Origin of the sequence: Robbsia andropogonis, from assembly GCF_000970345.1 — a bacterium.
GTDB lineage: Bacteria > Pseudomonadota > Gammaproteobacteria > Burkholderiales > Burkholderiaceae > Robbsia > Robbsia andropogonis.
This window is the reverse complement of the sequence record NZ_LAQU01000003.1, coordinates 1-26,302: the sequence shown is the minus strand read 5'-3', so window position 1 is coordinate 26,302 and position 26,302 is coordinate 1. Positions and strand designations below refer to the sequence as shown.

Sequence of the window (26,302 nt, the reverse complement as noted above, 5' to 3'; positions counted from 1 at the left end):
AGGGATATGAATAGCGTAAGCGCCGTGCCGTTGCTGTCGTCGTTGCCGGGGGTATCACACACCGTAGTGATCGGGGCGGTCGTCAGCGGCATTGTCTTGCTCGCTGCAGTGATCGTGGCAATGCTCGCGTATCGTAAAAAGCGGCGTGAAAGCCGTGCCGCGCAGAAGGTGGAGGCGGCACCAAAGAGGGAACCTACACCCTCTGAGGGGGAACGCCCGCCCGCCGCCGCGGGGAGCAAGCCTGGTGAAACACCGCTCGCGCATGTGCTTCGCGGACTGCGACGGGATTTTCGCGCTCGCGCCGGTACGTTGGACGCCCGCACCGGCACGCCTTACATGCGCTATGACGTGCCATGCCTCGTGGTGTTGAATGCCTCCCCGGATGCAAAGCCGTTGCCGCTGTCGAACCTGGATGTAACGCCCTGGGTGCCTAACTCGGCAACTGACCCGTTGGCGGCTGAGAACGTCAGCCTTTCGTCCCGCCTGCTGTGGCGTTGGAAACGCTGGCAAAGGGCAAAGGCGTTCCGAGAAGGCCCCGAGACGCCGGCCCTGCCCGGCATGACCTGGACCTTTGCGGACCGTGGCGTGGTGATTGAACTACGTCAGCCCCTGATTGATTTCGTGCCGTCTTCCGGCATGCCGGGCCAGCCACAACCGGTCTGGGACACATTCCTGCGTTGTAGCAGTCGCTACCGGCCACGGCGTCCGCTAGATGCCGTCGTGCTAGTGCTACCGGTGCACCTGTTACGCGATGATTCGGTGCAGGGGCATCTGGCCCTTCAAGAGGCGGCGCAACTCGCCCATCAACGGCTATGGCATCTGCAGCGCCTGTTTGCGATGCGGGTAACCGTGTATGTGGTTATCAGCGAATGCGAATCGATCCCGGGATTTGATGCTTTCGCGCGCAGCCTTTCGGAACCGGCCCGGCAAAGCATGGTGGGTTGGTCGTCCCCCTATTCCCCGGACAGATTGTGGGACGAGAAATGGGTGGACGAAGCGTTGAACCATCTGGGTGACGTGGTGAATGCTTCAGTAGTGGCGCATTTTGCCGCTTCCATCGACCGTGGAGAAATGGAGCGGATCGTCGGCGGCTGTGACAGGGCGGCGGTGAGATGGCTCGCGCTGTTGGACGCGTTGTCGGCGTTGCGTCAGCCGCTGCACCGTTATATGGAAGCGTTGATGCGTCCCAACGCTTACCACGACCCCTTCTTGTTGCGCGGCCTGTATTGGGGCGGCGACATTGCCGGCGACGCGGCCGGCGCGGAGTCGGATAATGCTCGCTCCGAACCCGTTTTCTACCGGGATCTCCTGCTCAGGAAGGCGTTTGCTGAAATTGGCCTGACACGCGCCTCCGCGACGGTAGCGCTGAGGTCGCGATCGGGGCACCGTCTCATGCGATGGGGTGCGACGGCGTTGCTGTGCGGCTGGGCGGCCGGTTTGGGCGTCGCGACGTGGCAAACGGCGGCGCGTGGGAAAGTACTCGCGGACGTGTTGCGAGGCTTGCGAGGCGATCAGCGGATGATGGCGGCGGCGGCGCAACGCCAGGAATGGTTGCCGGTGGGCTGGTACTCAAGTAAGACGCTTTCCTTGCTGGCGTTGGATGAGACGTTGGCGGGTCCGCTAGCGCGGGTGACGATGCCCGGCGTATGGCTGCCGTTCGATCGCTTGGACGCGCGGATCTCGGACCGCTTTCACCTGGTTTTTGGCGCGATGGCGGTGGTTGCGTTCGAACGAGAGCTGGGCCGCAAAGTGCACGCGTTGACAGGCGCCCCGATGGATCCTTTAACCGGGGAAATCCTGCCAATGGCACAGGCGACGCGATGTGATGCGTCACTGGATGCCGGTGACATGGTTGGCATGGCGTCAGCATGCAACGCGGCGCTACCCGCAGTCGCCGCCGCCACGCTGGCGCCCTTCGACCGGCCCGCGATGCGGGACTTGTTGGCCTATTTGAAGGGCGTCGAGGCATTGGAGCAGGCGTTGGGTGCCTGGAAGCGGCTACGCATGGGCGATAATGCCAGCGAGGATGCTGACGAGGATTTCCGTTCAGTCATTCGCTATCTGATGAACGTTGAGGTGCGCGGTGATGTCGCCCATAGTCTGCGGCGCTTCAGTCGATACTCGAACAAGACCCAGTTCGTGCCGTCGCTGAAAAACCCCGCGTTGCGGGCGGCCGTGCAACGCCGCTGGCAAATACACGCCGTGACGGTGAGACACGACTTGTTGTCGGCAAATTGCTTGTTGTCGACCGATAAGCGGGTTCAGGCAATGCTGCAAGCGCTTGGTCAGGGCGTGTCTCCCGACGGCGGGCCGATCAACTGGCCCGTACAGTACGCGCACATCGTCTCCCTACTGGACGATGAGGCCACCATGGTGGCCGGGGGGGGCTGGCGCTGGATCCTCGATGATGCAGGCCGAGCGGGGCAACCGATCTCCTCGGGCGAGTCGGCAAACCGGACTGGACCGGGCAGTGCCAACGAGCAGGGCGAGACGCTGGCCTTACCGCCCGTTGGTGTGCCCCGTCGGATGTCCGACGAGATCGATGAGATCGCCGGGCGCGTGTCCGCTTCTACGATGTTAGGGGCGGCGACGGCGTCTGCATGGCGCGATGATTGGTGGCGGGCGCAGCGCGGATTGCAGTCGGATTTGAGGCAATGGTTGGCGAACCCGAAGAGCGGCCTGTTGTGGAATGCAAGCGATGCGACATGGCATCTGAAGCCCGCACGTATTGCATTACGGGGCGCGCTTGGGAATTTGATGGAACAGTCGTTTATGACATCGGTGCCGGCGCGTGACCTGCCGGCGCCAGCGCCAGGACAGGTGCTGCGGTGGCGCTTGGATAGGCTGGCCGGACCCGAGGCGCTGGACGACGCACGTAAGCAACTCCTCGCAAAAACGGTACTGCCCCTGTCGCCCGACCTCGCGCAGGACGTTACGCGCGGCGCTGATAAGCAGCTCGCGGCATTGTTGTTGCGTCGGTTAGCTGACGCCGCGCAGCTCGTGCCGGTTTCCGTGATGGCCGACCCCGCCAGCGCGGCGGGGCGTTCCTCGGCGCCCGCGGTGCAGATCGCGCTGAAGCAGATTGCGGATTCACTCACCTTGCTGGATGCAACACCCGCTGTGCAGCAGTTACAGGAGCGCTTGTCGGCAGATGCAATGAGCTGGCTGCAAATGCTCGATCAGCGTTTGAATGCATCGGACTTGTATGCCGTGGCGCGTGTGACAGCGGCGGACGGCCCGTGCGGGCCTATGAACGCGCGCGTCGAGAGCGATCGCGTCGTGCCGGTGCCCTCGATGGCCTGTGCGTTTGCCGTGCGTACGCAGTCGGCATTGGCATCCTTCGTGGGTGAGCAGTCCGCAACGATAGTCGATTGGGGCGGGCAAGCGACGACGCTGTTGCCGCTATTGACGACTGCCGATGCGAACACCGCGCTGGCGCGCAAATGGCGCGGGATCGTCGAGGATCTGGCCCGCTATGCAGTGCGCAGCCCGATGTCGTCGCTACTCCAACTCGAGCAATTCATCCTCGCCGCGGGGCCGCCTGGGGCGGGCGCCCCGATCGATGGGGGCGCCTGTGCGCGCCTCGCCTCCACCGCACCCAGGTCAGCGTCGCAAGACTATTTCAGCGAAACGCAGTGGCGACTTTATCGCTGGCTATCCACACAATGTCAGGCCGCTTCCTCGATGCGGCGCCGTGCCGATTGGCGGGCTTTTCAAACTGTTTTCAATACCTACCTCGCAGGGCATTCGCCGTTTGCGTCGCCGTTGCGAGGATCCGGGGAGCGGCAGCCAGAGGCGGCGAACCCGTCACAGGTGGCGCAAGCCCTTATGCTTTTCCGGCGTTTCAAAGGGGCGACCGTTTCAGCCGGCGCGGGAGTGTTCGATGGCAATCGCGGTTCGTCTGTCATGCCTTCCTCGGTGAGCGCTTTCGCGCGGCAGTTCGACATGATGTCAAGGATACTCACGCCGTTGACGGGGGGCGCAGAGTCGAAGTCGTCCGGTTCCGGGCTCCGTGGGAAAGACGGATTACCTGCCAATGACGGACCGCGGGAACCATCGTTGGCCAGCGCTGCCACGGCGGGGGGCAACGATATGTCCGCATTGGTATCGGCAGACACCGGCACGCCAGGCGGCCTCGGCCTGAAGGTAGCGTTTCGCGTGAACAAGCAGTTGGAGCAGTACGGTAACCAGATCATAGACTGGACGTTCGCATCTGGTGCGCAGCGTGTGTCCAAACAACGTGATGCCCTTCCAGCAAAGGCGTCCGCCTCGCTCGCTTGGCGACCAGGTGACCCCATCGTCTTAACGCTACGATTGGCCGACGAGGCGCAGATACGGATAGGCGCAGACCCTCGTCAATCGGCGATGGCAACCGATGGCAGGACCGTCATCTTCCGTTTCGACGACACATGGGCGCTGTTGTCGATGATCGATCGCCACCGTGCATCCACCGGGACGGACGGCATCACATTGGCATTCAGTTTCCCGGTGACGCCCTGCGTGCGCGACGAGACGATGGGCTGCCGTGCGCCGCTGTCCAAGGCCGCATTGGCGGCGGCGGATGCGCTACGGCAAGACGCGCCCTCCGGGCCTTCATCGGTACTTAACGCGCGCGTCTTCATCGGTTTGACGTTGTTGCAAGCGGGCGGACTGCCGCCGGATGGCTCAGGGTCCATTGCCGGACTTCGCGCAGGCGATGGATCGCGGTCCGTAGCAACGCCACGCGCTGTCGACTGGCCAGCGCAGCGTCCATCACATGCACCGGCATGGTGAAGGTGCGCCTATGCGGGGCGCGTCATCGGAGCGGATCGTGGAACAAATATCGGAATCAACAGTGGAACCGACCTTGCCGCCTAACGCGTTGCAGGACTGCGTGACACGGATGATCGCGGCATGGCACGACGATGAGGCGATTGCGCCTTTTGCCGCTGCAATGGCGGCCGTTGTCGCTCCACTTGGCGATGGTGCGCCGGCTGGCGTGTCTTTACGCTACCACCCGATCTTTCGCGAGATCAATGTGGCGCGTGCTTCGGATGATCCGTCGTTACCGCAGGGCGAATGGGTGAGAGCGCTAAAGAAAGCGGATTGGGGCAAGGTGGTGACACTGTGCCAGCGTGCGCTCGGCGAAACTGGAAAAGACTATCAAGTGGCCGCTTGGCTGTGCGAGGGGTGGTTCCATACGTCGGGCGTTCCTGGATTGCAGGCCGGTATCGCGACGATGACGGCGCTCGTATCGCGTTACTGGCGCGACGCGTTTCCTACCATTTCGCGGGACGATTGCGACGCGCGGTTCAATGTGTTCGATTGGCTGGACGAGGAAATGGCGCGTCTGTTGCGCAGCGAACTGACATTGCGTCCTGCGATGACGTTTTCCGTAGACTTCAAAGACGACACCGGGGGGGCGGAGAGCGACATGGCGCGTGAGTTGACCGCGCAGCGCTGGCAGCAGGTAACTGCCGGGGAGGGCGGGGCTGGTATGCCCGATGCGGCTACATGGCGGGCTAAGACCGATGCTGACGGGGTTGATGCGCTACACCGGCTTCGCGCGACATTAACGGCGCTTGGTAAGCATTGGCAGGCGTTGCGTGCGGCGCTGGACGTTTGTGTCGCGGCTCATGCGCCAGCAGATGCGTCAATGCAGGCGCCGGCATTGCGTCAGGGAGAGCGTGCCATCGAGGCGGTTTGTCTCGCGATAAGCGGTATTCTCGACGGCCGTCACGCCTCGTGGGAAATGATGCATGCGGAGGGCATCGATGAGACTGTACGGGCTGAAATGGCGGCGGGATTGTCCATGGAGGCAGAATCGGGCGGTGTGGCCGCGGACATTGCCGGGTTACATGCATCGACGGAACCCGTGGCTTCCATGCGCACGACACGGAGTGAATGGACGCGGGCGGGCGCCTACCGCATGCTTGCGGAGATTGCGGCATTCCTGCGACGCCAGGAGCCTCATAGCCCGGTCCCTTACCTGATCGAGAAAGCGGTTCGCTGGGAGAACGAGCCGCTTGACGAAATCATGAGTGAGGTCTTGCGCGACGACATATCGACACGGCAGTACGCCGCGTTGCTTGGTATTAGCTTGGAAGGCTAGCACCGTAGTTTGCTGCCAGCGCCTGAAAGCTTGGGGGGATGGCGTCGCCCTTTCGCCGGGCGTCGCGTTCCGTAAAGCTTTTAAAATAATAAATGCGCGTGCGTAGATATTCGGCCCCAAACACTTTCAGTTCCGAGAACCATTTCGACGCCTCGTTATAAACATGCGCACTAATGAGTTGGGTATTGTTTTCGTTTTGCGTTTCTATGCGGGTGAATAAAGGGCCGGCAAGAGCGCTGTTGAGGATAAGAAAGGCCACTGCGGGACTGGCCTTGCATGCCTCTGAGAAAAACTTTGCAAACGCATCGCCGTCGTTGCTGAGCCCACCGCTTGTTCCCGGTTTATATTCCGCGTGTTCACTCTCACGAGGTTCTTCGGCGAAGCGAGCTTGCGCTTGGCGCAGGAACGCGCGAATTCGACGGGCCTCTACCATCTGCGCGGCAACGTCGCACAGTAACGTGATAGCCTTGCCAATGCTGGCTAGCAATCCGCCGAATCCGGGAAGGGCGATACTACTTGCAATGCCAATGGTATGCCAGCCGGCACTGGCAAGGGGCGTCTGTAGCTTCGACCATTTACGCAAGCTGGCGCACACATTCGCCAGCGTAGTCGAATACCCGGGCTTTAGTCTGAACGTGGCAAACTGGGCCCGCTGCGCCAGGGTATTGCACGTTTCCTTGATCACTGCGTAAATGTCCTTGACGAGTTCGTAGCTGTCTTTCAGAAAAGGTATTGCATGGCCGGCGATCTTTTCAGCGATATAAAACACCAGCGCACGCATTTCCGCTACGACAAAATTAGCGCACGCTCCAGGAATGTGCTTGATAAACGCAAGCAACTGGTCCCAGATGTATTTAACTATTTTTTTAAAAAGAGATTGCCCTGAAGGGCGCTCCTGTGCGATTCGGCTCTTCCGCAGTATATCGCTCACGGGGTTTTCTATGGTGGATAGCAGCGCGTCAGCAGCGAGTTGTTTTTTCAGCTTTGCTGATATGAGATTTCCTGCCGATGATCCATTGCTGTGAACTAGTTCGGCGATGAGGGGCGTCTCGATTTGATTGGAAGACCCCAGGAATGCCGGTTTCGGCGCTTGCCACGACGAAATGTTGAATCCTTCCAAGACAGCATTTCCCGCCGCCATTGAACTTTTGAAAACGGTTTGGATAATGGAGGCTGTCGAGTAACGTATGTCGGTGTCTTGAAGGAGATACAGAATGCCAAATCGTGCGTGAACGGTGTCGCGCTCGATTGCGTTGTTTATTCTGTTTACGTCGACAGGGCGCAGGTGAAGATCCAGCACATCAGTCAACTTTTTGTAGAGGTCTGTCACGAGACCTTTAGAATCGCGCTTGATGTTCGCGAGATGGCTATCGCGCTTCTTGCGCTGATTAATATAGATTTCGAGTTTTCCGTGCAGTTCGATGGCCCGCGACCTCAGGTCTCCCTCTGCGGCAGCACCCCGATCGGCCGCTATCAGCGCGCCATAGGCGTTGTCGACCACCCGCAAATCGTTGGGGCGAGATCCGAATGAAACACTGGTCTCACTTAACCATTGCGCGAGTGGTTTCAACTCGTGGACAAGATCAACCAATGGCGAAGAGCGAAAGAGAGCGCTCGAAAGAACCGTGCGGTTTGAGCCGAAATCTGACATGAATCGATGGCCTTTGATGACGCTGGATGTTTGTCGTAGTGAACATTGCGTAAAACTGGCGTGCTTAGGTTAGGACAGGCATCAAGGTGCCTGGAGGACCGAGGCTTACATAGCACGCACTGATTCTGGTTTTCCCCCAATGCCCTACCATGAGGATAGCGGAGCGTAACGACGGCGCAATGAGATGTGTCGCAATGCGTCCCGCCGCGCCGTTGCAATCAGTAACGAAGCGGTGAACGTGGGGCGATGCGCGAACGTCTGGGCGGAAAGAGGGGGCGCCTGTGAGACCGGCACAGTCAACGCGTCCAACGAAATCGACAGGCACAACTGCCATTTCTGGCTTGAATTCACCGATAATAACGTTGCCGCTCAGTTTGTATCGCATCCAGTGGTATATCGAATGCATCGGTGGGTAATGTGACCACGCGGGTGGCGTCCAGCGCAACGCCTAAGGTGGCAGGTCGACAGGCGGCGCTCGCCAACGTCCGGTCGTAGTAGCCGCCGCCATAGCCCAGTCGAAAGCCGCGCCCGTCAAAACCGACGCAGGGGATCAGCAGGGCATCGGGCGTCATGTTATTTGTCGAGGCGTCTTCTGTGCCGCTTTCCGGAACGGCGATGCCGTACCGGCCCTTGCGCATGGCGGTTTCTGGCGTCCACGCCACATATCGCAACGCTGTCGCGGCGTGTACGACCTCAGGCAGGGCGGCGCGGCGATCAGTATCGGCGGCGAGCCAATCTGTCACCGCGGCACGCACATCCGGTTCGCCCGCCAACGGCCAATAGAAGCCAACGCAACGCACCCTCTGTTCATCGAGCCATGCCCGCACGCCTGCGGTGATTGCCCGCGAAGTTTCCGGATTTGACGACAAGGCCTGTTGTCGCAAAGGAAGCAGGCGCGCACGTAGCGCCTGTTTTTCAAGGTGGACGGTTTCCGCACGAGTGGGCCCGGCACTCCCACGTGCGGTCGGTGACGGCGTGTCGGCGGTCATGTCGTCGGGCACGACATGCCGCGCGTGCGCGCGAGCATGGCTATAGGGGCAGGGTCGCGTGATATGCTGTTCATATTCAAAAGAACACAAGATGGCAGAGATAATGGTGCGAGTATATCGCGCGATGGCGGCGGGTCTCGTCGCGGTCGTGTTGGCGGCATGCAGTTCTCCAGGGGCGGTTCGCGCGCAGTCCGCGACCATGACGCCGGACGTGGCGGATAGGATCTTCTTGCAACTGCGTGATGCGGCACGCCGCAACGACGCCGCGGCGGCGGCGCAATTGTCCGCGCAGATTCCGGATTATCCGGTCCCGAGCTATGTAGCGTATTACCGGATCAAACCGCAGATGTTCGATCAATCGGGCAAGGCGCGTCTCGACGCACCTGACGATCAGATCCTGGCGTTTCTGCAGCAATACGACGGTACCGCGATCGCGGACCGGCTTCGCAACGACTACCTGACCGTACTGGGCGCGCGCCACGATTGGCGGACGTTCATGGCCCAGTATCCGCGTTTCGCGCTCGACGACGACACGCAGGTCAAGTGCTATGCGTTGGAAGCGCGCGCGTCACGTAACGAGAACGTCGCCGATGCCGCGCGACAACTGCTCACCAATCCGCGCTGGTATGGCGATGGGTGTGTCGACCTGATCATGGCGCTGGCGTCGTCCGGGCAGTTCACTTCCGACGATGTCTGGGCGCAGATGCGCCTGGCCTACGAGGGCAATTACACCTCGCTGGGCCGCCGCATTGCCGATGCGCTGGGACCGGTCAAGCCAAGCGATCAGACTTTGTCGATGGCGACGGACAAGCCGCCGATTTATCTCGCGCAACCAATCCGCATCAACGACCCGGCGCATCAGCTCGCCTTGCTGGCCATAATCCGGATGGCGGCGAATGATCCGGCGCAGGCGGCGGTCGCGTACGCGAACGTAGAGCCGCGTCTCACGGCCATCGAACGTGGCATCGGCTGGGGCGCGATTGCCTACCGGGCGGCGTTGAAGCAGATGCCGGCGGCTGTCGATTGGTATCGGCTGACAGCCAACGCCCCGTTGACGCTGGGTGAGTACGAATGGCGCACCCGTGCGGCGTTGAGCGTGCAGGATTGGACAATGGTCCGCTGGTCGATCGAGCAGATGCCGCCGGTGCTCCGGGATCAGCCCGTATGGGTTTACTGGCGTGCCCGTGCAATGCAACAGGGCGGCGATGCCGCGAGCGCACAGACCTTGTATCAATCGATCTCGAACCAGTACAACTTTTACGGTCAGTTGGCGACGGAAGCGCTGGGCGGGCTGATTACGGTGCCGCCGCGCACGGTTGTCAGCGCGCAGGAGATCGCCGATGCCGGAAAGAATCCAGGTTTTGCACTGGCGCGCCGTTTCTACGATTTGAATATGCGTTTCGAAGGCAACCGTGAATGGAACTGGCAGTTGCGCGGGATGACCGATCGTCAGTTGCTGGCGGCCGCGAATTACGCGAATTCGATTCAACTGTTCGATCGTGCCGTGAACACTGCCGATCGGACGCGTGTCGAGCATGATTTCACACTGCGCTACCTCGCGCCGTTCCGCCCGATTGTCGACCGCTATGCAGCCAGCACGGGCCTGGACGTCGAGTGGGCGTACGGACTGATGCGACAGGAATCGCGCTTTATCTATGACGCGCGTTCAGGTGTGGGCGCATCGGGATTAATGCAGTTGATGCCGGGTACCGCGGATCTGGTGGCACGAAAGCTGGGCATGGGCAAGCTCACGCGTGCACAGGTCAATGAGCTCGATACCAACATCAAGCTGGGTACCAATTACCTGTCGATGGTATATAACCAGTTCGACCAATCGCCGGTGCTGGCGTCGGCTGGCTATAACGCCGGACCGGGGCGTTCACGGCAATGGCGCGCGGCGTTGACGCGGCCGGAAGAAGGCGCGATTTTTGCGGAGACGATTCCGTTCAACGAGACGCGCGATTATGTGGAGAACGTGTTGTCGAACACCGTCTACTACGGCGCGTTGTTTGAAAACCGGCCGAAGTCGTTGCGCGAGCGCCTGGGCATCATCGCGCCCTGAGTGCCGCGCCCATGCGCTGCGTCTGACAAGGAGAGGTGACATGCGTTATCAAACGGTCGCGGTCATTGGGGGAACCGGCTTTATCGGCCGGTCGTTGATACCCAAGCTCCTGACGCTTGGGTACGCGGTGCGCGTGGCAACGCGCTATCGCACGCGGGCTCGTCCGATTCAAATGTTGCCGATTTCGATCACCGAGTGCGACGTGCACGCGCCCGCGCAGCTATCGGCTTTTCTCGATGGTGCCGATGTCGTGATCAATCTGGTGGGCGTGTTGCAGGACAAGCGGGCGATGCCATACGGTCCCGGCTTCGAACGTGCGCATGTCGCGCTGCCGGAGAAGATCTGCACCGCGAGTCGCGCCCTTGGTATCGAGCGTTTTCTGCATGTCAGCGCGCTGCATGCCGATTCGAACGGGCCCAGCATGTATCTGCGCTCGAAGGGGGACGGCGAACAGCGGATCAATGCTGCTGTCGCGGCCAGTCAGGCCGAGGGCGGTGCGCCGTTCCGGGCGACGATTTTCCGACCATCGGTGATTTTCGGGCCGGGCGATCAATTCCTGAACCTGTTCGCGCAGGTGCTGAAATTCGCACCGTTCATGCCGCTTGCGTGTGCGCATGCGCGCTACCAGCCTATCTATGTCGAGGACGTCGCTCAGGCGCTGGTCAATGCGATTGAACTGGATGCGCCCACCGTGCCGCGGGTTTTCGAACTGGGCGGTCCGCATGTCTATACGCTGGCGGAGTTGGTACGCTTTGCCGGGGAGGCCAGCGGACATCGCCGTCCGGTCATCGGTTTGCCTTACTGGGCCGGCCGTTTGCAGGGTGCCATCTTCGAACATCTTCCCAACCCGCCGATCACCCGCGACAATATTGATTCTATGCGAGAGGATTCCGTGCTCAGCGGCCCGCTCGATCCGCTGTTACGGCTGACGCCGGCCTCGCTGGAATCGGTTGCCGGCGCGTATCTGCGTGGGCTGCCGGTGGGACAGCGATGGACACCGTCCGCCTGAGCCGCGGGGTGAATCGCCTATATACATCGGGGAGCGTGGTGCAATGATGCAATTGGTAATCGCCAACAAGAATTATTCGTCCTGGTCCATGCGGCCCTGGGTGCTGATGACGCACTTCGACCTGCCGTTCCAGGAAACACTCGTGATGCTTGCGAAGCCGGATACGGCCGAAATCATCCGTCGCTACTCGCCAAGTGGACGCCTGCCCTGTTTGATCGACGGACGGATCACCGTTTGGGATTCGCTGGCCATTTGTGAAACCCTTGCCGAGCGTTTTCCAGAAAAAACGTTGTGGTCGACCGATCCGGTCGCGCGCGCGCGGGCTCGATCGATCAGCGCCGAGATGCATGCCGGTTTCGCCGCGCTGCGCAACAACATGCCGATGAACATCCGGGCACGTGCCAGTGCGGATCGGCTGCAACGTCTGGATGCGGATACGCATGCCGACATCCGCCGCATCGATGCCATCTGGTCCGAGGCACTCGCGCATTCGGGCGGTCCTTTCCTGTTCGGCGAGTTCAGCATCGCCGATGCGATGTATGTTGCCGTGGTCATGCGCTTTCAGACCTATGGTCCAGTGTTGTCGCGGGCCGCGGCCGACTACATGGCGCGGGTGATTGCATTGCCGGCCGTGCAGTCATGGATTGCCGCCGCCGAGCAGGAAGAGGGCATCGCACGCTACGACGAGGTGTTGTAAGTGGAAATCTACGCCGTGGGCGGCGCGATCCGTGATGCGTTGCTGGGTCTGGAAGTGAAAGACCGCGACTACGTGGTGGTGGGGGCAACCCCGGAGCAGATGACGGCGCAAGGTTTCCGGCCCGTCGGCAAGGACTTCCCGGTGTTTCTTCACCCACGGACGCAAGCGGAATACGCGCTTGCGCGGACCGAACGCAAGACCGCCGCCGGCTATCACGGCTTTTTATTCCATTACGCGCCGGATGTGACGCTGGAGCAGGATTTGGCGCGTCGTGACTTGACGGTCAATGCCATGGCGCGTGCGGTTGCGCCGGACGGTACCTTGACCGGCGAGATCGTCGACCCTTACGGCGGGCGCCGCGACCTGGCGGCGCGCGTGTTTCGGCATGTCGGGCCGGCGTTCCAGGAGGACCCGGTGCGTGTGCTGCGCCTGGCACGCTTTGCCGCACGTTTTGTCGATTTCACCGTGGCCGATGAAACGATGGCGCTGATGCGCGACATGGTCGCCGCGGGTGAAGTGGACGCGCTGGTGCCTGAACGTATATGGCAGGAGGTGTCGCGCGGTTTGATGGAGGCGAAACCATCGCGGATGTTCGCGGTATTGCGCGAATGCGGGGCGTTGGCGCGGATACTGCCTGAGGTCGACGCGCTGTTCGGCGTGCCGCAACGCGCGGACTATCACCCGGAGATCGATACCGGTGTGCACGTGATGATGGTCACCGACTACGCGGCGCGTGCGGGCTATGCGTTGCCCGTGCGGTTTGCCGCGCTGACGCACGATCTCGGCAAGGCGCAAACACCGGCGGATGTGTTGCCGCGTCATATCGGTCATGAGGGGCGGAGCGTCGATCTGCTGAAGCCGCTATGTGAACGCCTGCGCGTGCCGAATGAATGCCGCGACCTCGCGCTGATGGTTGCGCGTGAACATGGCAATATCCATCGTGTCGCCGAGTTCGGCGCGGCGGCGTTGGTGCGCTTATTGGAGCGCTGCGATGCATTGCGCAAGCCGGCGCGTTTCGCGGAAGCGCTGCAAGCGTGCGAGTCCGATGCGCGTGGGCGATTGGGTTTCGAATCGCATCCCTATCCGCAGGCCGAGCGTCTGAGATTGGCGTTGGTCGCGGCGCGCAGTGTCGATGCGGGTGCGGTTGCGGCCCACTTTGCATCGCAACCGGCGCGGATCAAGGATGCGGTACACGACGCACGCGTCGCCGCCGTGGCCGAGGCGCTGAAAGGTACCTGACCGCTGACGTGCGCAAGGACGCGGAAGCGCCGGTCATGCTGCCAGGTCCGCTTATGTGGTTGCGTCTGTGTGCGGGTGCCCATCATCGGCAACCGTGTCAGAGTATTCGCGCCAGCGCGAAGCCGATCGCGGTGATCACGATCGACGACATGAAGGGAAATGCGTACTCGCGGCCGAACGCCCGGACACGCAGATCGCCGGGCAGACGCCCCACGCCAATCTTGCTGAGCCAGGGCCAGCACCCGTTCAGTAACATCGTCGCGATAAATGACGTGATGAACCAGCGGATCATGATGCATCGTTCCGGCCATCGCCATCGCCATCGCCATCGCCATCGCCATCGCCATCGCCATCGCCATCCGGCAGCAGCGTCCAGGAGCGGTCGCCGGTCAGGAAGGCATCGGGAATGTCGTCGAGTGCCCGCGAGAAGCCGATGACCTTGAACAGCTCCCCCATCTCCGCTTCGGACAACAACTTTTGCATGGCGCTGGCCTTTGGTAGATAGGCGGCAGGGTGTTCCGGGCTGACCTGGCGCGCGAGGATGTCCGCAATCCCGCAATTGATCAGGAACCGGCCCTGCGACATATAGCCGAGGATATCGGCGCCAGCGTCGATCCCGGCTTGCGCCATCGCGCTGAAATCCACGTGCGCGGTGATGTCCTGCAGTCCGGGATACAGCAGTGCGTCGCCGTGCGTCTGGTGACGGTAATGACACATCACCGTGCCGGCCGTGCGTTGCGGGTGGTAGTACTCGTGCGCGGGAAACCCGTAATCGATGAAAATCGCCGCGCCTTTCGTGAGCATTGTGCAGACGGTGGCGACAAAGGCACTGGCGGCGCCGTGCGTTTCCACCAGGTAGTCTTGCCCCATCCGTCCGACGTGTTCAAAGAGCGCGCGCAATGCGGGCGCGAGTGTGTCCGGCGCGGCGCAGGGGCGATCGCGGTGCACCAGATGCGCCCCATCGAGCCCCACGCCGCGTTCGTGCCAGCGTCCCTTCGTGAGCGGATGCAACGTTATCGGCATTGCGTCCAGGACCTCGTTGCCGATCACGACACCGCTGAATGTCTCCGGGAGGCGATCGATCCAGGTCACGTGCGCGTCCACCCAGCGGCATACTGCGTCCGTTTCGGCCGAAGCGGCCGGGCCACCGGCGCCGGCACGGGCGATCAAGGTGACCAGTGTGTCGTGTTGGCGGGCGCGGAGTTCACCCGACAGCTCAACGATCGTATAACGGCTGCAGATCGGTGTGCCCGCATTGTCATCGTTCGACATGCCATGCAGCGCCAGTAGCAGATCGGCGGCCAGTTTCCCGCTGCCAGCTCCGAACTCCAGCACGGCATCGGCATCGGCCATCCGCAGCGCCTGGGCAACGGGACGGGCCAACGCCTGGCCGAACAGCGATGTCAATTCTGGCGCGGTGATGAAGTCGCTGCCGTCGGCGGGGCCGCGACCGAACTTGACGTTGTTTCCGCTGTAATAACCAAGGCCTGGCGTATAGAGCGCCAATTCCATATAGCGCGAAAAAGGCAGCCAGCCGCCGTGCGCGCTGACCTCCGCGGCAATGCGCGCGCGCAACGATGTGCTGCGGGCGAGGGCGGCGGCGTCGGGAACAGGTAAACTGGCAGGATGATTGGCGTTCATCGCGACATTGTAAATGACCTGCGAATCTTCCCGCTCCCCCGTTTTATCGACCCACGCACACGGCTCCGACAGCCCGGGGGCTACGCCTTTGCCTGCTTTATCCGCATCGCGAGGCACCAGCCGCGCACCGGTGGTGCTCCTGCCTGCGCGTATCGGTGTCGATTGGGACGCCGACGAGCGCTGCCCCGCATCATGGCCTGACAAACCGGATGGCGACGGCGGCGCTGGCGGTGGAGGTGCCAGGCGCGGCATTGAGGCAGCCAATGTCATCGGCGCACGCGCGGCGCGCGTGGCGGGGGCGTTCGTCGAGGCCGGATGGGATGTCGGGTTCTACGGTACGCCGCTCGCGTCGGCGGTCCCGGCCGTCGCGTTGGCTGACTCGCCGCGTGGCGCGGCGCTTCTCGCGCTGGCCGAACGGACAGGTCATCCATGCCAATTGCGCTACTTCGGATTGGATTCAGGCGGCGCCTCCGCCAATGCGGCGGCGGCCGGGACGATCGGCGCCTGTACCGCCGTCACGGGGTTTGGTGCGCCGGCACGTTGTCTGATCGTTGCCCCATCGGCGTTTGTGGACCCGCGGCACGCGGTGGAACAGGGCGGCCGTCCCGCATCCGCAGGTCCGCGTTCCGACACCGCGCATGGCACGGACGGCGAGGAAGTAAGCCGCTTTCAAAAGGCGAACTTGACCATCCCCTTGTGTCTGATGAGCGCGCAGCACGCGGCGTGGCAGGCTTGGCGGGGGCAAAAGTCGCCTCCGGCGGACGCTGATGCGGAGCGATTCGCGGTGGAGGATGCGTCGATCCTGGTGCTGCTCGATACAGCCGGGTTGCAGCGGCTCGTCGATATCGAGACCGTGCCGTACGCGGCGTCGCAAGCCGGCTTGCATGCGACGGTGCCGAGCCTGGCACGGGCATATGCGCCGGGGATGCGCGTCAGCGCGGTCAGTGCGCCGTTGCATGATGGTGGTGATCGCGACGAACGGGCCGGTGCGGACGCGGCGTTGGCGCAAGCCTTGTACTATGGCGCGCAAGCCAGCACGATCACGGGTGCAACGTTGCGACTAGGCGGCGTGCCAACCCAAGTTGCCAGGAGCGAGTAAACTGGCGGCCCGGTGTCCCCCGGCGTGGTTGCAAACGGGTTTTGGCTACGCCGCGTGATGCTACGCGAATGTTCCTTGATGGTGCTGCGGTTGCCAGACGCTCGCTGGCGCTTCCAAGCGGCGCGCTGTGGTGCAAACGCGTCAGCGTGAAGCGTCGTCTGGTGCAATCGCTTCGATTCAGATTGATTTACCGCGGCGGCGGCCATGCCTGTTTGCCGAAATGCGGTTGCGATTGATATTATTGAAGTTTTTCGTTTTTACGCTGGATGTTTCCGATCATTGCCGGCCTTCGGCTTCGTGGTCTTACGTCCGCCGCCGATAAGTTTCCTGTGGAGCCGCGCGATGACCAGCGTGCTGATCGACCCTCGTCTTGCCGACTGCCGCCGCTTGTTCGTTCGCGACTATGAAGTCCGAATGCATATTGGCGCCTACGAGCGGGAAAAGCACGGACCGCAAAAGGTTCGTTTCAATGTCGAGCTGTTTGTGCCACTGGCCATCTCAACACCACAACGCGACGCGCTCGAAGAGATCGTCAACACGGACATCATTCGTGACGCCATTACCGAGGCGATCGGCGACGGGCATGTGCATTTGCAGGAAACGCTGTGTGATGGACTGGCGGCGCGATTGCTGGCCGATGCGCGTGTGCGCGCGGTGCGTGTCATCACTGAGAAGATCGACGTCTATCCGGACTGCCAGTCCGTGGGCGTTGAGGTATTCCGATTCAAGGAGGCGTAAATGCCTGACGATATTCCCGCCGACATGACGGTGGACCAGACCACGCCGGACGCTAGCCCCGGTGCCGTGATTCGTGCAGAACGTGCGGCCACGCGGCGCGAGGAACGCGACGCGTACGAGAACAACAAGCTCTTCAAGCGTCTGGCGCGTCAGGTCGGCCAAGCCATTGGCGACTACAACATGATCGAGGACGGGGATCGGGTCATGGTGTGCCTGTCCGGCGGCAAGGATAGCTATGCGATGCTCGACATTCTGATGCGGCTGCGTGAGCGCGCGCCGATCGACTTCGAGATCATCGCCGTCAACCTTGACCAGAAGCAGCCTGGTTTTCCGGAGGACATCCTGCCTGCGTACCTGACGCAGCGCGGTGTGCCGTTTCACATCGAAAACCAGGATACCTACAGCATCGTCAAGCGGCTGGTGCCGGAAGGCAAGACCACGTGTTCGCTATGTTCGCGACTGCGTCGAGGCATCCTGTATCGCGTGGCGGGCGAACTGGGCGCAACGAAGATCGCACTCGGCCATCACCGTGATGACATTCTGCAGACGATGTTCCTGAACATGTTCTATGGCGGCAAGCTCAAGGGCATGCCGCCCAAGCTCCAATCGGACGACGGCCGCAATATCGTCATCCGTCCGCTCGCGTATGTGAAGGAAGTTGATCTTGAAAAATACGCGGTTCTGCGTGCGTTCCCGATCATTCCTTGCAATCTGTGTGGCAGCCAGCCGAATTTGAAGCGCGCCGAGATGAAGGCGCTGATCCGCGATTGGGATAAACGTTTTCCAGGGCGCGTCGACAATATGTTCAACGCGCTGTCGAGCGTGGTGCCATCGCATCTGATGGATCGGGATCTGTTCAACTTCACCGGCTTGCGTGCCAGCGGCAGCCCTGATCCGGATGGCGATATCGCTTTCGATGAAGATCCCTGTGGCAGCGACGTGGCGCGGCCCTTGATGCTTGCCGATGATGAAGAGGATGCTGATGTTGACGCCGTTACCCGCGCGACGAACGAGGCATCGATACGCACTACCCCGTCGTCTGGGCTCCGTGAGCAGGTGATTCGCTTCGGCAAGCGAGAGGGTTGACGGTCTTTACAAGACAGACCGGTACGTCTCGATGCGTTTAAAAAAGCGTCTCCATCGATGATGGCGGCGCTTTTTTCTATCCATTTTCGGCAAGCTTTCCACTAAATAAAAATACGATAAGGCGATCGCGCCGCCAGCGTGTGATCGCGGCATTGCATCGATAACGACGCCCCGGCGGCGCGGCATGATTGATATTAATAGTTGGTATGACGGAGGTGGTGCGAAATCGGTAAAAACCGCTTAATGGCTGGTTTTTTTTCGATGCATCGGCAGTGAAAGCCCCGGCATGGCTAAATAAATATCGCTCAAGACCTTCAGTAAGCTTTCTGGCGGCCGTTCACCGTACTGCATACTCATGGAGAGCTGTCGTGAAGTTTCTGAGCAACTTGAAGATTGGCGCCCGCTTGGGATTGGGATTCGGCATCACGCTGCTGTTGATCGCGTTGATGGGCGTTTTGTCCTATATGCAGACATCGCGTGTGTATCGCGGCACGGAGAGCCTGGCAAAGGATTGGTTGCCAAGTATCCAGGCGCTGGGAACACTTCAGAATACCGCCAACACCGTGCGTCGGACGCAGTTGAAGATTTTGCTGCAAACGAGTGACGCCGGGCGCGCGAAAGACAACAAGACGCGTGACGCTTCACTCAAGGCGTATGACAGTGCCTGGGCAGACTATGTAAAGCTCTCGGCCAACGGCGACGAAAAAGTACTCTCTGACAAGGTTCAGCAGGCGTGGACGGTGTATCGCGAGGTCGACAAGCAGGTCGCCGATCTCGCTGCTACCGGTGATGCGGGGATGATGCAAGCCCGTGAATTGGCGCTTAATGGCGCGACAGTGGCGTTTGGCACCTTGGTCGACGCTATCGCTGAGGATATCGAATTCAACCGGAAGGGCGGCGATGCCGCCGTCGCGGACGCCGAAGGTGCGTTCAGCGAAACGCTGACGACCACGGTGGTGATCGTCCTGCTGGCCTTCCTGGGCGGCAGCGTCATTGCCGTGCTGATCACGCGCTCGATCACCGCGCCGGTACGTGAGGCTGTGGACGTGGCGGAGACCGTTGCACGTGGCGACTTGACCCGGCGCATCGAGGTGCGCGGCCGTGATGAGATGGCGCAATTGCTTGGCGCGCTGTCGAACATGAACGAAAAGTTGGCATCGATGGTCAGCCGTGTACGCGATAGCAGCGAAAGTATTGCCACCGGTTCTTCGGAAATCGCCGCGGGTAACAGCGACCTGAGTCAGCGGACGGAAGAGCAGGCCTCCGCATTGGAAGAGACCGCGGCCAGCATGGAGCAACTGACTGCCGCCGTGCGTCAGAACGCGGAGAACGCGAAGCAAGGCAATATGTTGGCGCGTGATGCATCGGAAATTGCCGAGCGCGGCGGTGACGTGGTCGAGAAGGTTGTGGGTACGATGCGCGGCATCACCACCAGTTCCGAGAAAGTTGCCGAGATCATCTCGGTGATTGAAGGCATTGCATTCCAGACCAATATTCTCGCCTTGAACGCGGCGGTGGAAGCCGCTCGTGCCGGCGAGCAGGGGCGTGGCTTTGCGGTGGTGGCCGGCGAAGTGCGCACGCTGGCGCAGCGTAGTGCCGCGGCCGCGAAGGAAATCACCGGGCTGATCAACCAATCGGTGGAGGGCGTGAAAGCCGGCTCGGCGTTGGTTGATGAAGCCGGTGCGACGATGAAGGACGTCGTGAAGTCCGTGCGGCGCGTGACCGACCTGATGGGCGAAGTCTCCGCCGCGTCGACCGAGCAGCAAACGGGTATCGAGCAGGTCAACCAAGCAGTGGCGCAGATGGACGAAGTGACGCAGCAGAACGCGGCACTGGTCGAGCAGGCATCGGCGGCGGCGCAGTCGATGGCCGCGCAGTCGAGTGCATTGAAGTCGCTCGTCGCCACGTTCAAGGTCGATCGCAACGTCGAGGTTGCCGCGAAGGTGCTGGCATCGATACCTGTGTCGTCATCGCCGGTGGCGATCAGTAGTGCGTCGCGCCCGAAAGCATCTGCTGCCGGGACGACGGCAACGCGCGCACGGAAAACGCCGGTGGGTTCACGGTCGAAAGGCGTGAACAAGGCCCCGGCGCGAACCGCGCCGCGCACATCGATGGCGGCGGCCGCACCGGTGGCGGCAACGGCGTCCGTTGCCGTGGCGGAGGAAGTGTTGCGCACGCCTGCGCCAATGCAGACGGGCACGCGTTCCGTGGCAGTGCCGAAGCCGGCTTCGGCGGATGAGTGGGAAACCTTCTAAGCCGGATTTTGCATCGTTCATTAGTGTCTTAATTTCTGTTTTCAGATATAGCGTGCGTGGCACGCCTCGGAAACCTGCCGCCGCATGATGTGCGATATCAGGTTGCTGGCGGCACCAGGCGCATTTCAAGGCGGTGGGGGAGAAAAGCATGGATACGACGCAACAGGACATCGAACAACGGGTCCGATTGGCCGGTAACAATATGTTCGAGCTGCTGCTGTTCCGGCTTGGCGAATCGCCGGGCACGGATCAGCGCGAGCTGTACGGCATCAATGTGTTCAAGATCCGTGAGATCATGGCCATGCCGAAGCTGACCGCCCTGGTGGGGGCCGGTCCCGAAATGCTCGGTGTTGCCGATATCCGTGGCCAAATCATTCCGGTGATCGATCTGGCGCGTATCACCGGATGCGAACCGCGTAATGGCTTGAAGATCTTGCTGGTGACCGAGTTTGCGCGGACCACGCAGGGCTTTGCGGTGGAAGAGGTAGACGATATCGTGCGCCTGGAATGGAGCAACGTGTTGTCGGCTGAATCACATTCGCGCAGCAAGACGGTGACCAGCTTCGCCCGCTTGCCCGGCGATCAGAATTTGCTGGCGCAGGTGTTGGACGTCGAGCAGATTCTGCGTGACGTGATGCCGGAAGAACGTCCGCCAATCGACCAGCAGGAGACCGGTGCGTTGAAGCTGCGCAAGGGCGCGAAGGTGCTGGCGGCCGATGATTCCGCCGTGGCACGTGGTCTGTTGGAACAGAGCCTGACCGCAATGGGCGTGCCGTTCATCATGACCAAGACCGGGCAGGAAGCCTGGAACGTGCTGGATGCGATGAACCAGAAGGCGCGCTCCGAAGGCCGGAATATCAGCGACGAAATCGCCCTGGTCTTGACTGATCTCGAAATGCCCGAGATGGATGGTTTCACGTTGACGCGCCGTATCAAGGCGGAGGAAGGGCTACAGCGCATTCCCGTGGTCATCCACTCGTCCTTGTCTGGATCGGCTAATGAAGAGCACGTACGCAAGGTAGGCGCGAACGGCTATGTCGCGAAATTCGTTGCGGCGGAATTGGCCGAGGCGATGCGCAGTGCGATCAAGCAATGCGCCTGATCGATTATTGACTGGTGCGTGACGGGTTCGCGGCGGTTGGGCGAACCGTTGTTTGCACCGCGATTTGCGGGTTCGAGGGGGCCGGTTTGGGCCCCGCCGAACGGTTTTGCCATCCCCTTCGCGTGCTAGAATGGAGCGCTCATTCTGACCGAAGGGTGCCACGTGAACATCGTGATTCTGGCCGCGGGTTCGGGTAAGCGGATGCGTTCCGCCTTGCCGAAGGTCCTGCATCCACTGGCGGGGCGACCGCTGTTGACCCATGTGATCGACACGGCACGCACGTTGCGGCCCACGCGTATCGTGGTGGTGGTGGGGCACGGCGCCCCTGTGGTACGAGACGCCGTGACCGCTTCCGATATCGTCTTTGCCGAGCAGACCCAGCAACTGGGTACCGGGCACGCTGTAAAGCAAGCCCTCGATGCGCTCGATCCTTCCGTTCCGACACTTGTTTTATACGGTGATGTGCCGTTGACGACCGGCGCTACGCTCCAACGTTTGATTGATGCCGCCGGACCGCAAGGCTATGGGCTGTTGACCGTCACGTTGGACAACCCCACGGGGTATGGTCGTATCGTGCGCAACGCATCCGGTGCCGTGACGAAGATCGTTGAAGAGAAGGATGCCGATGCGGCAACCAAGGCCATCCAGGAAGTCAACACGGGCATTGTCGTGCTGCCTACTGCAAAGCTGGGCGGCTGGCTCGAGGCGCTGCGCAACGACAATGCGCAAGGCGAGTATTACCTGACCGATCTTGTCGAATCCGCCATTGCCGATGGCTTGGCTGTGCACGCCGTGTCCTCGTCCGACGAGACCGAGACGCTTGGCGTCAACAGCCGTGCGCAGCTTGCCGTGTTGGAACGGGCGTTTCAAGCGCGGATTGCGGCTACGCTGTTGGACGACGGTGTGACGCTGGCTGATCCGGCACGAGTGGACGTGCGTGGTGTCTTGAAAACCGGCCGCGATGTATCGATCGATGTGAACTGTGTGTTCGAAGGCAGCGTGGTGTTGGGTGATGACGTGCGTATCGGGCCGAACTGCGTGCTGCGTGATGTCGAGATTGCCGCGGGCACCCGCATCGATGCGTTCTGCCACCTGGAAGGTGCAAAGATCGGTGCGGGAGCGGTTATCGGACCGTATGCGCGTCTGCGTCCCGGCGCGGCATTGTCCGACGATGTGCATATCGGCAATTTTGTAGAAGTGAAAAACGCGACCATCGCCAAGGGGTCGAAGGCCAACCATCTGACGTATATCGGCGATGCGGATATCGGCAGTGGCGTGAATGTGGGCGCGGGTACGATCACGTGCAACTACGATGGTGCCAACAAGCATCGAACCATCATCGAGGACGACGTCTTCGTGGGATCGAATGCAAGCCTGGTCGCACCGGTACGGATTGGCAAAGGTGCCACGCTGGCCGCTGGAACGACGGTGTGGAAAGATGTGCCCGCCGCGTCGCTGACGCTGAACGAGAAGACGCAGCTTGCGAAGGCCGGTTATCAGCGGCCGGTAAAACAGAGGAAGGCGTAACGCCGCCCGCTTCCGGCATGCGGGCCATCGGCTTGCCGCGGAAGCGGATTGACGTGTGATATCGAGGACAAACCATGTGTGGGATTGTAGGCGCGGTAGCGCAGCGGAATATCGTCGATGTACTGGTGGAAGGTCTGCGGCGGCTTGAATACCGCGGTTATGATTCCTGCGGCGTGGCCATCATCAAAGATGCGCAACTGGCCCGTGCACGCAGCACGGCGCGGGTTGCGGAACTCGATGCACAAGTGCGCGAGCAACATCTGCAAGCGGAAACGGGTATCTCGCATACGCGATGGGCGACGCATGGTGCACCTGTCACGCACAACGCGCATCCGATTTTCTCGCATGACACGGTGGGCGTGGTACACAACGGGATCATCGAGAACTTCGAGCCGCTGCGTCAGGATTTAATCGCGAAAGGTTACACCTTCGTATCGCAGACGGATACGGAGGTCATCGCGCATCTGGTGCATCTGCATTATGCGGGCGATCTGTTCGCGGCTGTGCGGAAAGTAGTGAAGCTGCTGCGCGGTGCTTATGCGATTGGTGTGATTCATAAAGACGAGCCGCATCGGGTCGTGGGTGCGCGTGCCGGATCGCCATTGGTGGTGGGTATTGGCGCGTCAGGGAAGCATGAGAACTTCATCGCGTCCGATGCGCTGGCGCTGGCGGGTAGTACCGATCGCTTCATCTTCCTGGAAGAAGGCGATGTGGTCGACGTGCAATTGAACGGCGTGACGATTGTCGATGCGCACGATCAAACGGTCGAACGGGAAGTGCGTACGGTGGCAGCGTATGGTAGTGCCGTCGAGCTCGGGCCGTATCGCCACTTCATGCAGAAGGAAATCTTCGAGCAACCGCGCGCGATCAATGACACGATTCCGGCCATTGATGGCTTTGATGCCAAGCTGTTTGGCGAGGCCGCTCCGGCGATTCTGTCAAAGATCGATCGGGTGCTGATTCTGGCGTGTGGTACCAGCTATTACGCCGGTTTGACGGCGAAGTATTGGTTGGAGTCGGTTGCGAAGATTCCCGCGGATGTGGAAGTGGCCAGCGAATATCGCTATCGTGAGTCCGTGCCAAATCCGAATGCGCTGGTGATGACGATCTCGCAGTCGGGGGAGACGGCCGATACGCTTGCCGCGCTGAAATACGCGCAGGAGCTGGGGCATCAGAATACGCTGGCTATTTGCAACGTTGCGTCCAGCGCCATGGTGCGGCTGACGAAGATGAAGTTCCTGACGCACGCGGGCACCGAGATCGGCGTGGCGTCGACCAAGGCATTTACGACGCAGTTGGTGGGGTTGTTTATTCTCGCTGCGACGCTTGGCAAGTTGCGGGGTCATGTGGACGCTAAGGCTGAGGCGAAGTATCTGGCGCAATTGCGTCACTTGCCGGCGGCGCTGAATAGCGTGCTCGCGCTGGAACCGCAGATCATTTCCTGGGCGGAAGAGTTTTCACGTAAGGAAAATGCACTGTTTTTGGGGCGTGGTTTGCATTACCCGATTGCGCTGGAAGGGGCGTTGAAGCTGAAGGAGATTTCTTATATTCATGCTGAAGCCTATCCCGCAGGAGAGCTGAAGCATGGACCGCTGGCGCTGGTGACCGAAGCGATGCCAGTGGTGACCGTGGCGCCGAATGACTCGCTTCTGGAAAAGCTGAAGTCGAATATGCAGGAAGTGCGCGCCCGAGGCGGGCAGCTTTATGTGTTTGCCGATGCCGATACGCACATTGAAAGCGATGAGGGCGTGCATGTGATCCGGATGCCGGAACACTACGGGCTGTTGTCGCCGATTCTGCATACCGTGCCGCTGCAATTGCTTGCTTATCATACGGCGTGTGCTAGAGGGACTGATGTGGATAAGCCACGGAATCTGGCGAAGTCGGTTACGGTGGAGTGAAAGGGGGGGCACTTCACGAGGCGTGTGTGTAGGCCGGAAATAGAAAGCTTTTTAAAATAGCTTGGATGGCTAGATTGGGGGGGAGATTTCCGAAAACCCCAATAAAATAAGTGGTTAAAAAATATCTGTTTCCGATGGTTTTTGAAAATCGGCGAGAGGCGACTAGCCCCCAATTTCGCGTCGCGTTTTTTCAAAATGTCCGCACGAAGGTCCTACTCTAGGACCTTCCACTTTGCTTTAATGGCACATCCGGTCGGGCGATGTCTTGTCGATTGCTGCGTGCCGGATATGCACGTGCGGGAGCGGCTTCAGTGTGGCCATACGCAGGTCATCTGCCACATCATGACGCCCCTCGGATCATCTCCCGCTTGCCCCATATAATATTTCCGCTTCGTAACGTTACTTTTGAAGATTGTGAGTGACGCAGTACCGTTCTCTATGACGGTTTGGCTACGCGGGCTGTAGCATTCTTGAGGGAGCACGCCGGTCGATTAAGTGCCGAACATGGTTGAGATAAATCGCTCTGCTTCCTCGTAGGTCACATGCTCGAATGGTGCATTAGGGGGAGCATATAAGAATTGCGTTCCTTTTCGGTCGGTCAGCTTCACGGATAGTCGAAACAGCGAACCAGCGGGATGCTGTTGTCGCATTGAGCGACTGCACTCTACTTTGAGGCTTGGGTCTACGCCCTGACCTGGAAGGGGTCTGACGCGCAAGCCCGCCGATGAACGTTCCCCAAACGGCACATACGTCTCAACGATGATTTCCAACTGATGGCTCCGCTCAGGTAGGCATCTGTCAATGTGCGACCGAGGTAGCGTTGCAGTAGTCCATTTCGATATTGTGTCTGCTATTGTTTCAGATACAAGGCATGCTGAACCCCGCCGGGATTTGTGGAGGCGGGTTGGTTTAAGTTAACGCTGCCTCGGTTACGTTAATTTTGCCGTGGCGGTGATAGTTTGCCTCAGCTTCGGCTGGAGGGATATATCCGAGTGGCCCCATCAGACGACGATGATTGAACCAAACGACCCATTCCAACGTGGCGACTTCCACCGATTCGCGCGTTTTCCACGCGCTGCGTCGGTGAATTACCTCGGCTTTGTACCATCCGTTGATGGTCTCGGCCAGCGCATTATCGTAGCTATCGCCGCGACTTCCAACAGACGGCTCGATGCCAGCAGTGCTCAGACGCTTACTGTAGCGAATCGAAAGATA

16 protein-coding genes and 2 pseudogenes are annotated in these 26,302 nt (G+C 60.8%); 13 read left to right on the top strand and 5 right to left on the bottom strand.

Going from position 1 to position 26,302, the window contains the following annotated elements:
• Positions 1–6: 6 nt before the first annotated feature.
• Positions 7–4,773 carry a type VI secretion system protein gene (locus WM40_RS03740; RefSeq protein ID WP_046152214.1) on the top strand — a complete coding sequence of 1,589 codons (4,767 nt, stop codon included), beginning with the start codon at positions 7–9 and terminating at the stop codon, positions 4,771–4,773.
• A gap of 37 nt (positions 4,774–4,810) precedes the next feature.
• A complete protein-coding gene (tssA, locus tag WM40_RS03735; RefSeq protein ID WP_157685695.1) occupies positions 4,811–6,091 on the top strand; it encodes a type VI secretion system protein TssA in 1,281 nt (426 codons plus the stop codon).
• Here the strand turns inward: tssA and WM40_RS03730 are convergent.
• Positions 6,075–7,742 carry a hypothetical protein gene (locus tag WM40_RS03730; RefSeq protein ID WP_157685012.1) on the bottom strand — a complete coding sequence of 556 codons (1,668 nt, stop codon included), beginning with the start codon at positions 7,740–7,742 and terminating at the stop codon, positions 6,075–6,077. The genes tssA and WM40_RS03730 overlap by 17 nt on opposite strands.
• Positions 7,743–8,089: 347 nt before the next feature.
• On the bottom strand, positions 8,090–8,731 hold the full coding sequence (locus tag WM40_RS03725) for a 5-formyltetrahydrofolate cyclo-ligase (protein WP_082102436.1): 642 nt from the start codon (positions 8,729–8,731) through the stop codon (positions 8,090–8,092).
• Between the two features lie 91 nt (positions 8,732–8,822).
• On the opposite strand from WM40_RS03725, the gene WM40_RS03720 reads away from it, so the two are divergent.
• The 4 genes from WM40_RS03720 to WM40_RS03705 are packed head-to-tail and all read left to right on the top strand — an operon-like array spanning position 8,823 to position 13,738.
• Positions 8,823–10,793 carry a lytic transglycosylase domain-containing protein gene (locus WM40_RS03720; protein WP_024903387.1) on the top strand — a complete coding sequence of 657 codons (1,971 nt, stop codon included), beginning with the start codon at positions 8,823–8,825 and terminating at the stop codon, positions 10,791–10,793.
• A 40-nt stretch (positions 10,794–10,833) separates the two neighbouring features.
• Entirely contained in the window at positions 10,834–11,802 is a 969-nt protein-coding gene (locus WM40_RS03715; RefSeq protein WP_046152212.1) for a complex I NDUFA9 subunit family protein, read from the top strand.
• Positions 11,803–11,848: 46 nt separating this feature from the next.
• Positions 11,849–12,499, top strand: a complete 651-nt coding sequence (locus WM40_RS03710; protein ID WP_046152300.1) for a glutathione S-transferase family protein — start codon at positions 11,849–11,851, stop codon at positions 12,497–12,499.
• Positions 12,500–13,738, top strand: coding sequence for a multifunctional CCA addition/repair protein (locus WM40_RS03705; protein ID WP_046152211.1), 1,239 nt, complete (start codon positions 12,500–12,502; stop codon positions 13,736–13,738).
• 97 nt (positions 13,739–13,835) lie between these two features.
• Here WM40_RS03705 and WM40_RS03700 read toward each other — a convergent pair whose 3' ends face one another.
• Positions 13,836–14,030 (bottom strand): DUF2905 domain-containing protein, encoded by a 195-nt coding sequence (locus WM40_RS03700; protein WP_024903383.1) that lies wholly within the window; start codon positions 14,028–14,030, stop codon positions 13,836–13,838.
• Between the two features lie 74 nt (positions 14,031–14,104).
• A pseudogene (locus WM40_RS03695) lies at positions 14,105–15,379 on the bottom strand (class I SAM-dependent methyltransferase); the annotation flags it as partial.
• 88 nt (positions 15,380–15,467) lie between these two features.
• Here WM40_RS03695 and WM40_RS03690 point away from each other — a divergent pair.
• The 7 genes and pseudogenes from WM40_RS03690 (at position 15,468) to glmS (ending at position 25,087) form a co-directional block, all read left to right on the top strand.
• Complete coding sequence (locus WM40_RS03690; RefSeq protein ID WP_157685694.1) at positions 15,468–16,478, top strand: hypothetical protein; 1,011 nt, start codon at positions 15,468–15,470, stop codon at positions 16,476–16,478.
• 342 nt (positions 16,479–16,820) lie between these two features.
• Positions 16,821–17,216, top strand: a complete 396-nt coding sequence (locus WM40_RS03685; RefSeq protein WP_046152298.1) for a dihydroneopterin aldolase — start codon at positions 16,821–16,823, stop codon at positions 17,214–17,216.
• A 24-nt stretch (positions 17,217–17,240) separates the two neighbouring features.
• A pseudogene (ttcA, locus tag WM40_RS03680) lies at positions 17,241–18,167 on the top strand (tRNA 2-thiocytidine(32) synthetase TtcA); the annotation flags it as partial.
• A 503-nt stretch (positions 18,168–18,670) separates the two neighbouring features.
• Entirely contained in the window at positions 18,671–20,557 is a 1,887-nt protein-coding gene (locus WM40_RS32035) for a methyl-accepting chemotaxis protein (protein WP_052738152.1), read from the top strand.
• Positions 20,558–20,705: 148 nt separating this feature from the next.
• Entirely contained in the window at positions 20,706–21,659 is a 954-nt protein-coding gene (locus WM40_RS03670) for a chemotaxis protein (RefSeq protein WP_024903377.1), read from the top strand.
• Between the two features lie 162 nt (positions 21,660–21,821).
• Positions 21,822–23,186, top strand: coding sequence for a bifunctional UDP-N-acetylglucosamine diphosphorylase/glucosamine-1-phosphate N-acetyltransferase GlmU (glmU, locus tag WM40_RS03665; protein WP_046152209.1), 1,365 nt, complete (start codon positions 21,822–21,824; stop codon positions 23,184–23,186).
• Positions 23,187–23,260: 74 nt separating this feature from the next.
• A complete protein-coding gene (glmS, locus tag WM40_RS03660) occupies positions 23,261–25,087 on the top strand; it encodes a glutamine--fructose-6-phosphate transaminase (isomerizing) (RefSeq protein WP_046152208.1) in 1,827 nt (608 codons plus the stop codon).
• A gap of 909 nt (positions 25,088–25,996) precedes the next feature.
• Here the strand turns inward: glmS and WM40_RS03655 are convergent.
• Positions 25,997–26,302 (bottom strand): integrase core domain-containing protein (locus WM40_RS03655; RefSeq protein WP_046152207.1); only part of this gene is annotated, 306 nt, incomplete at its 5' end.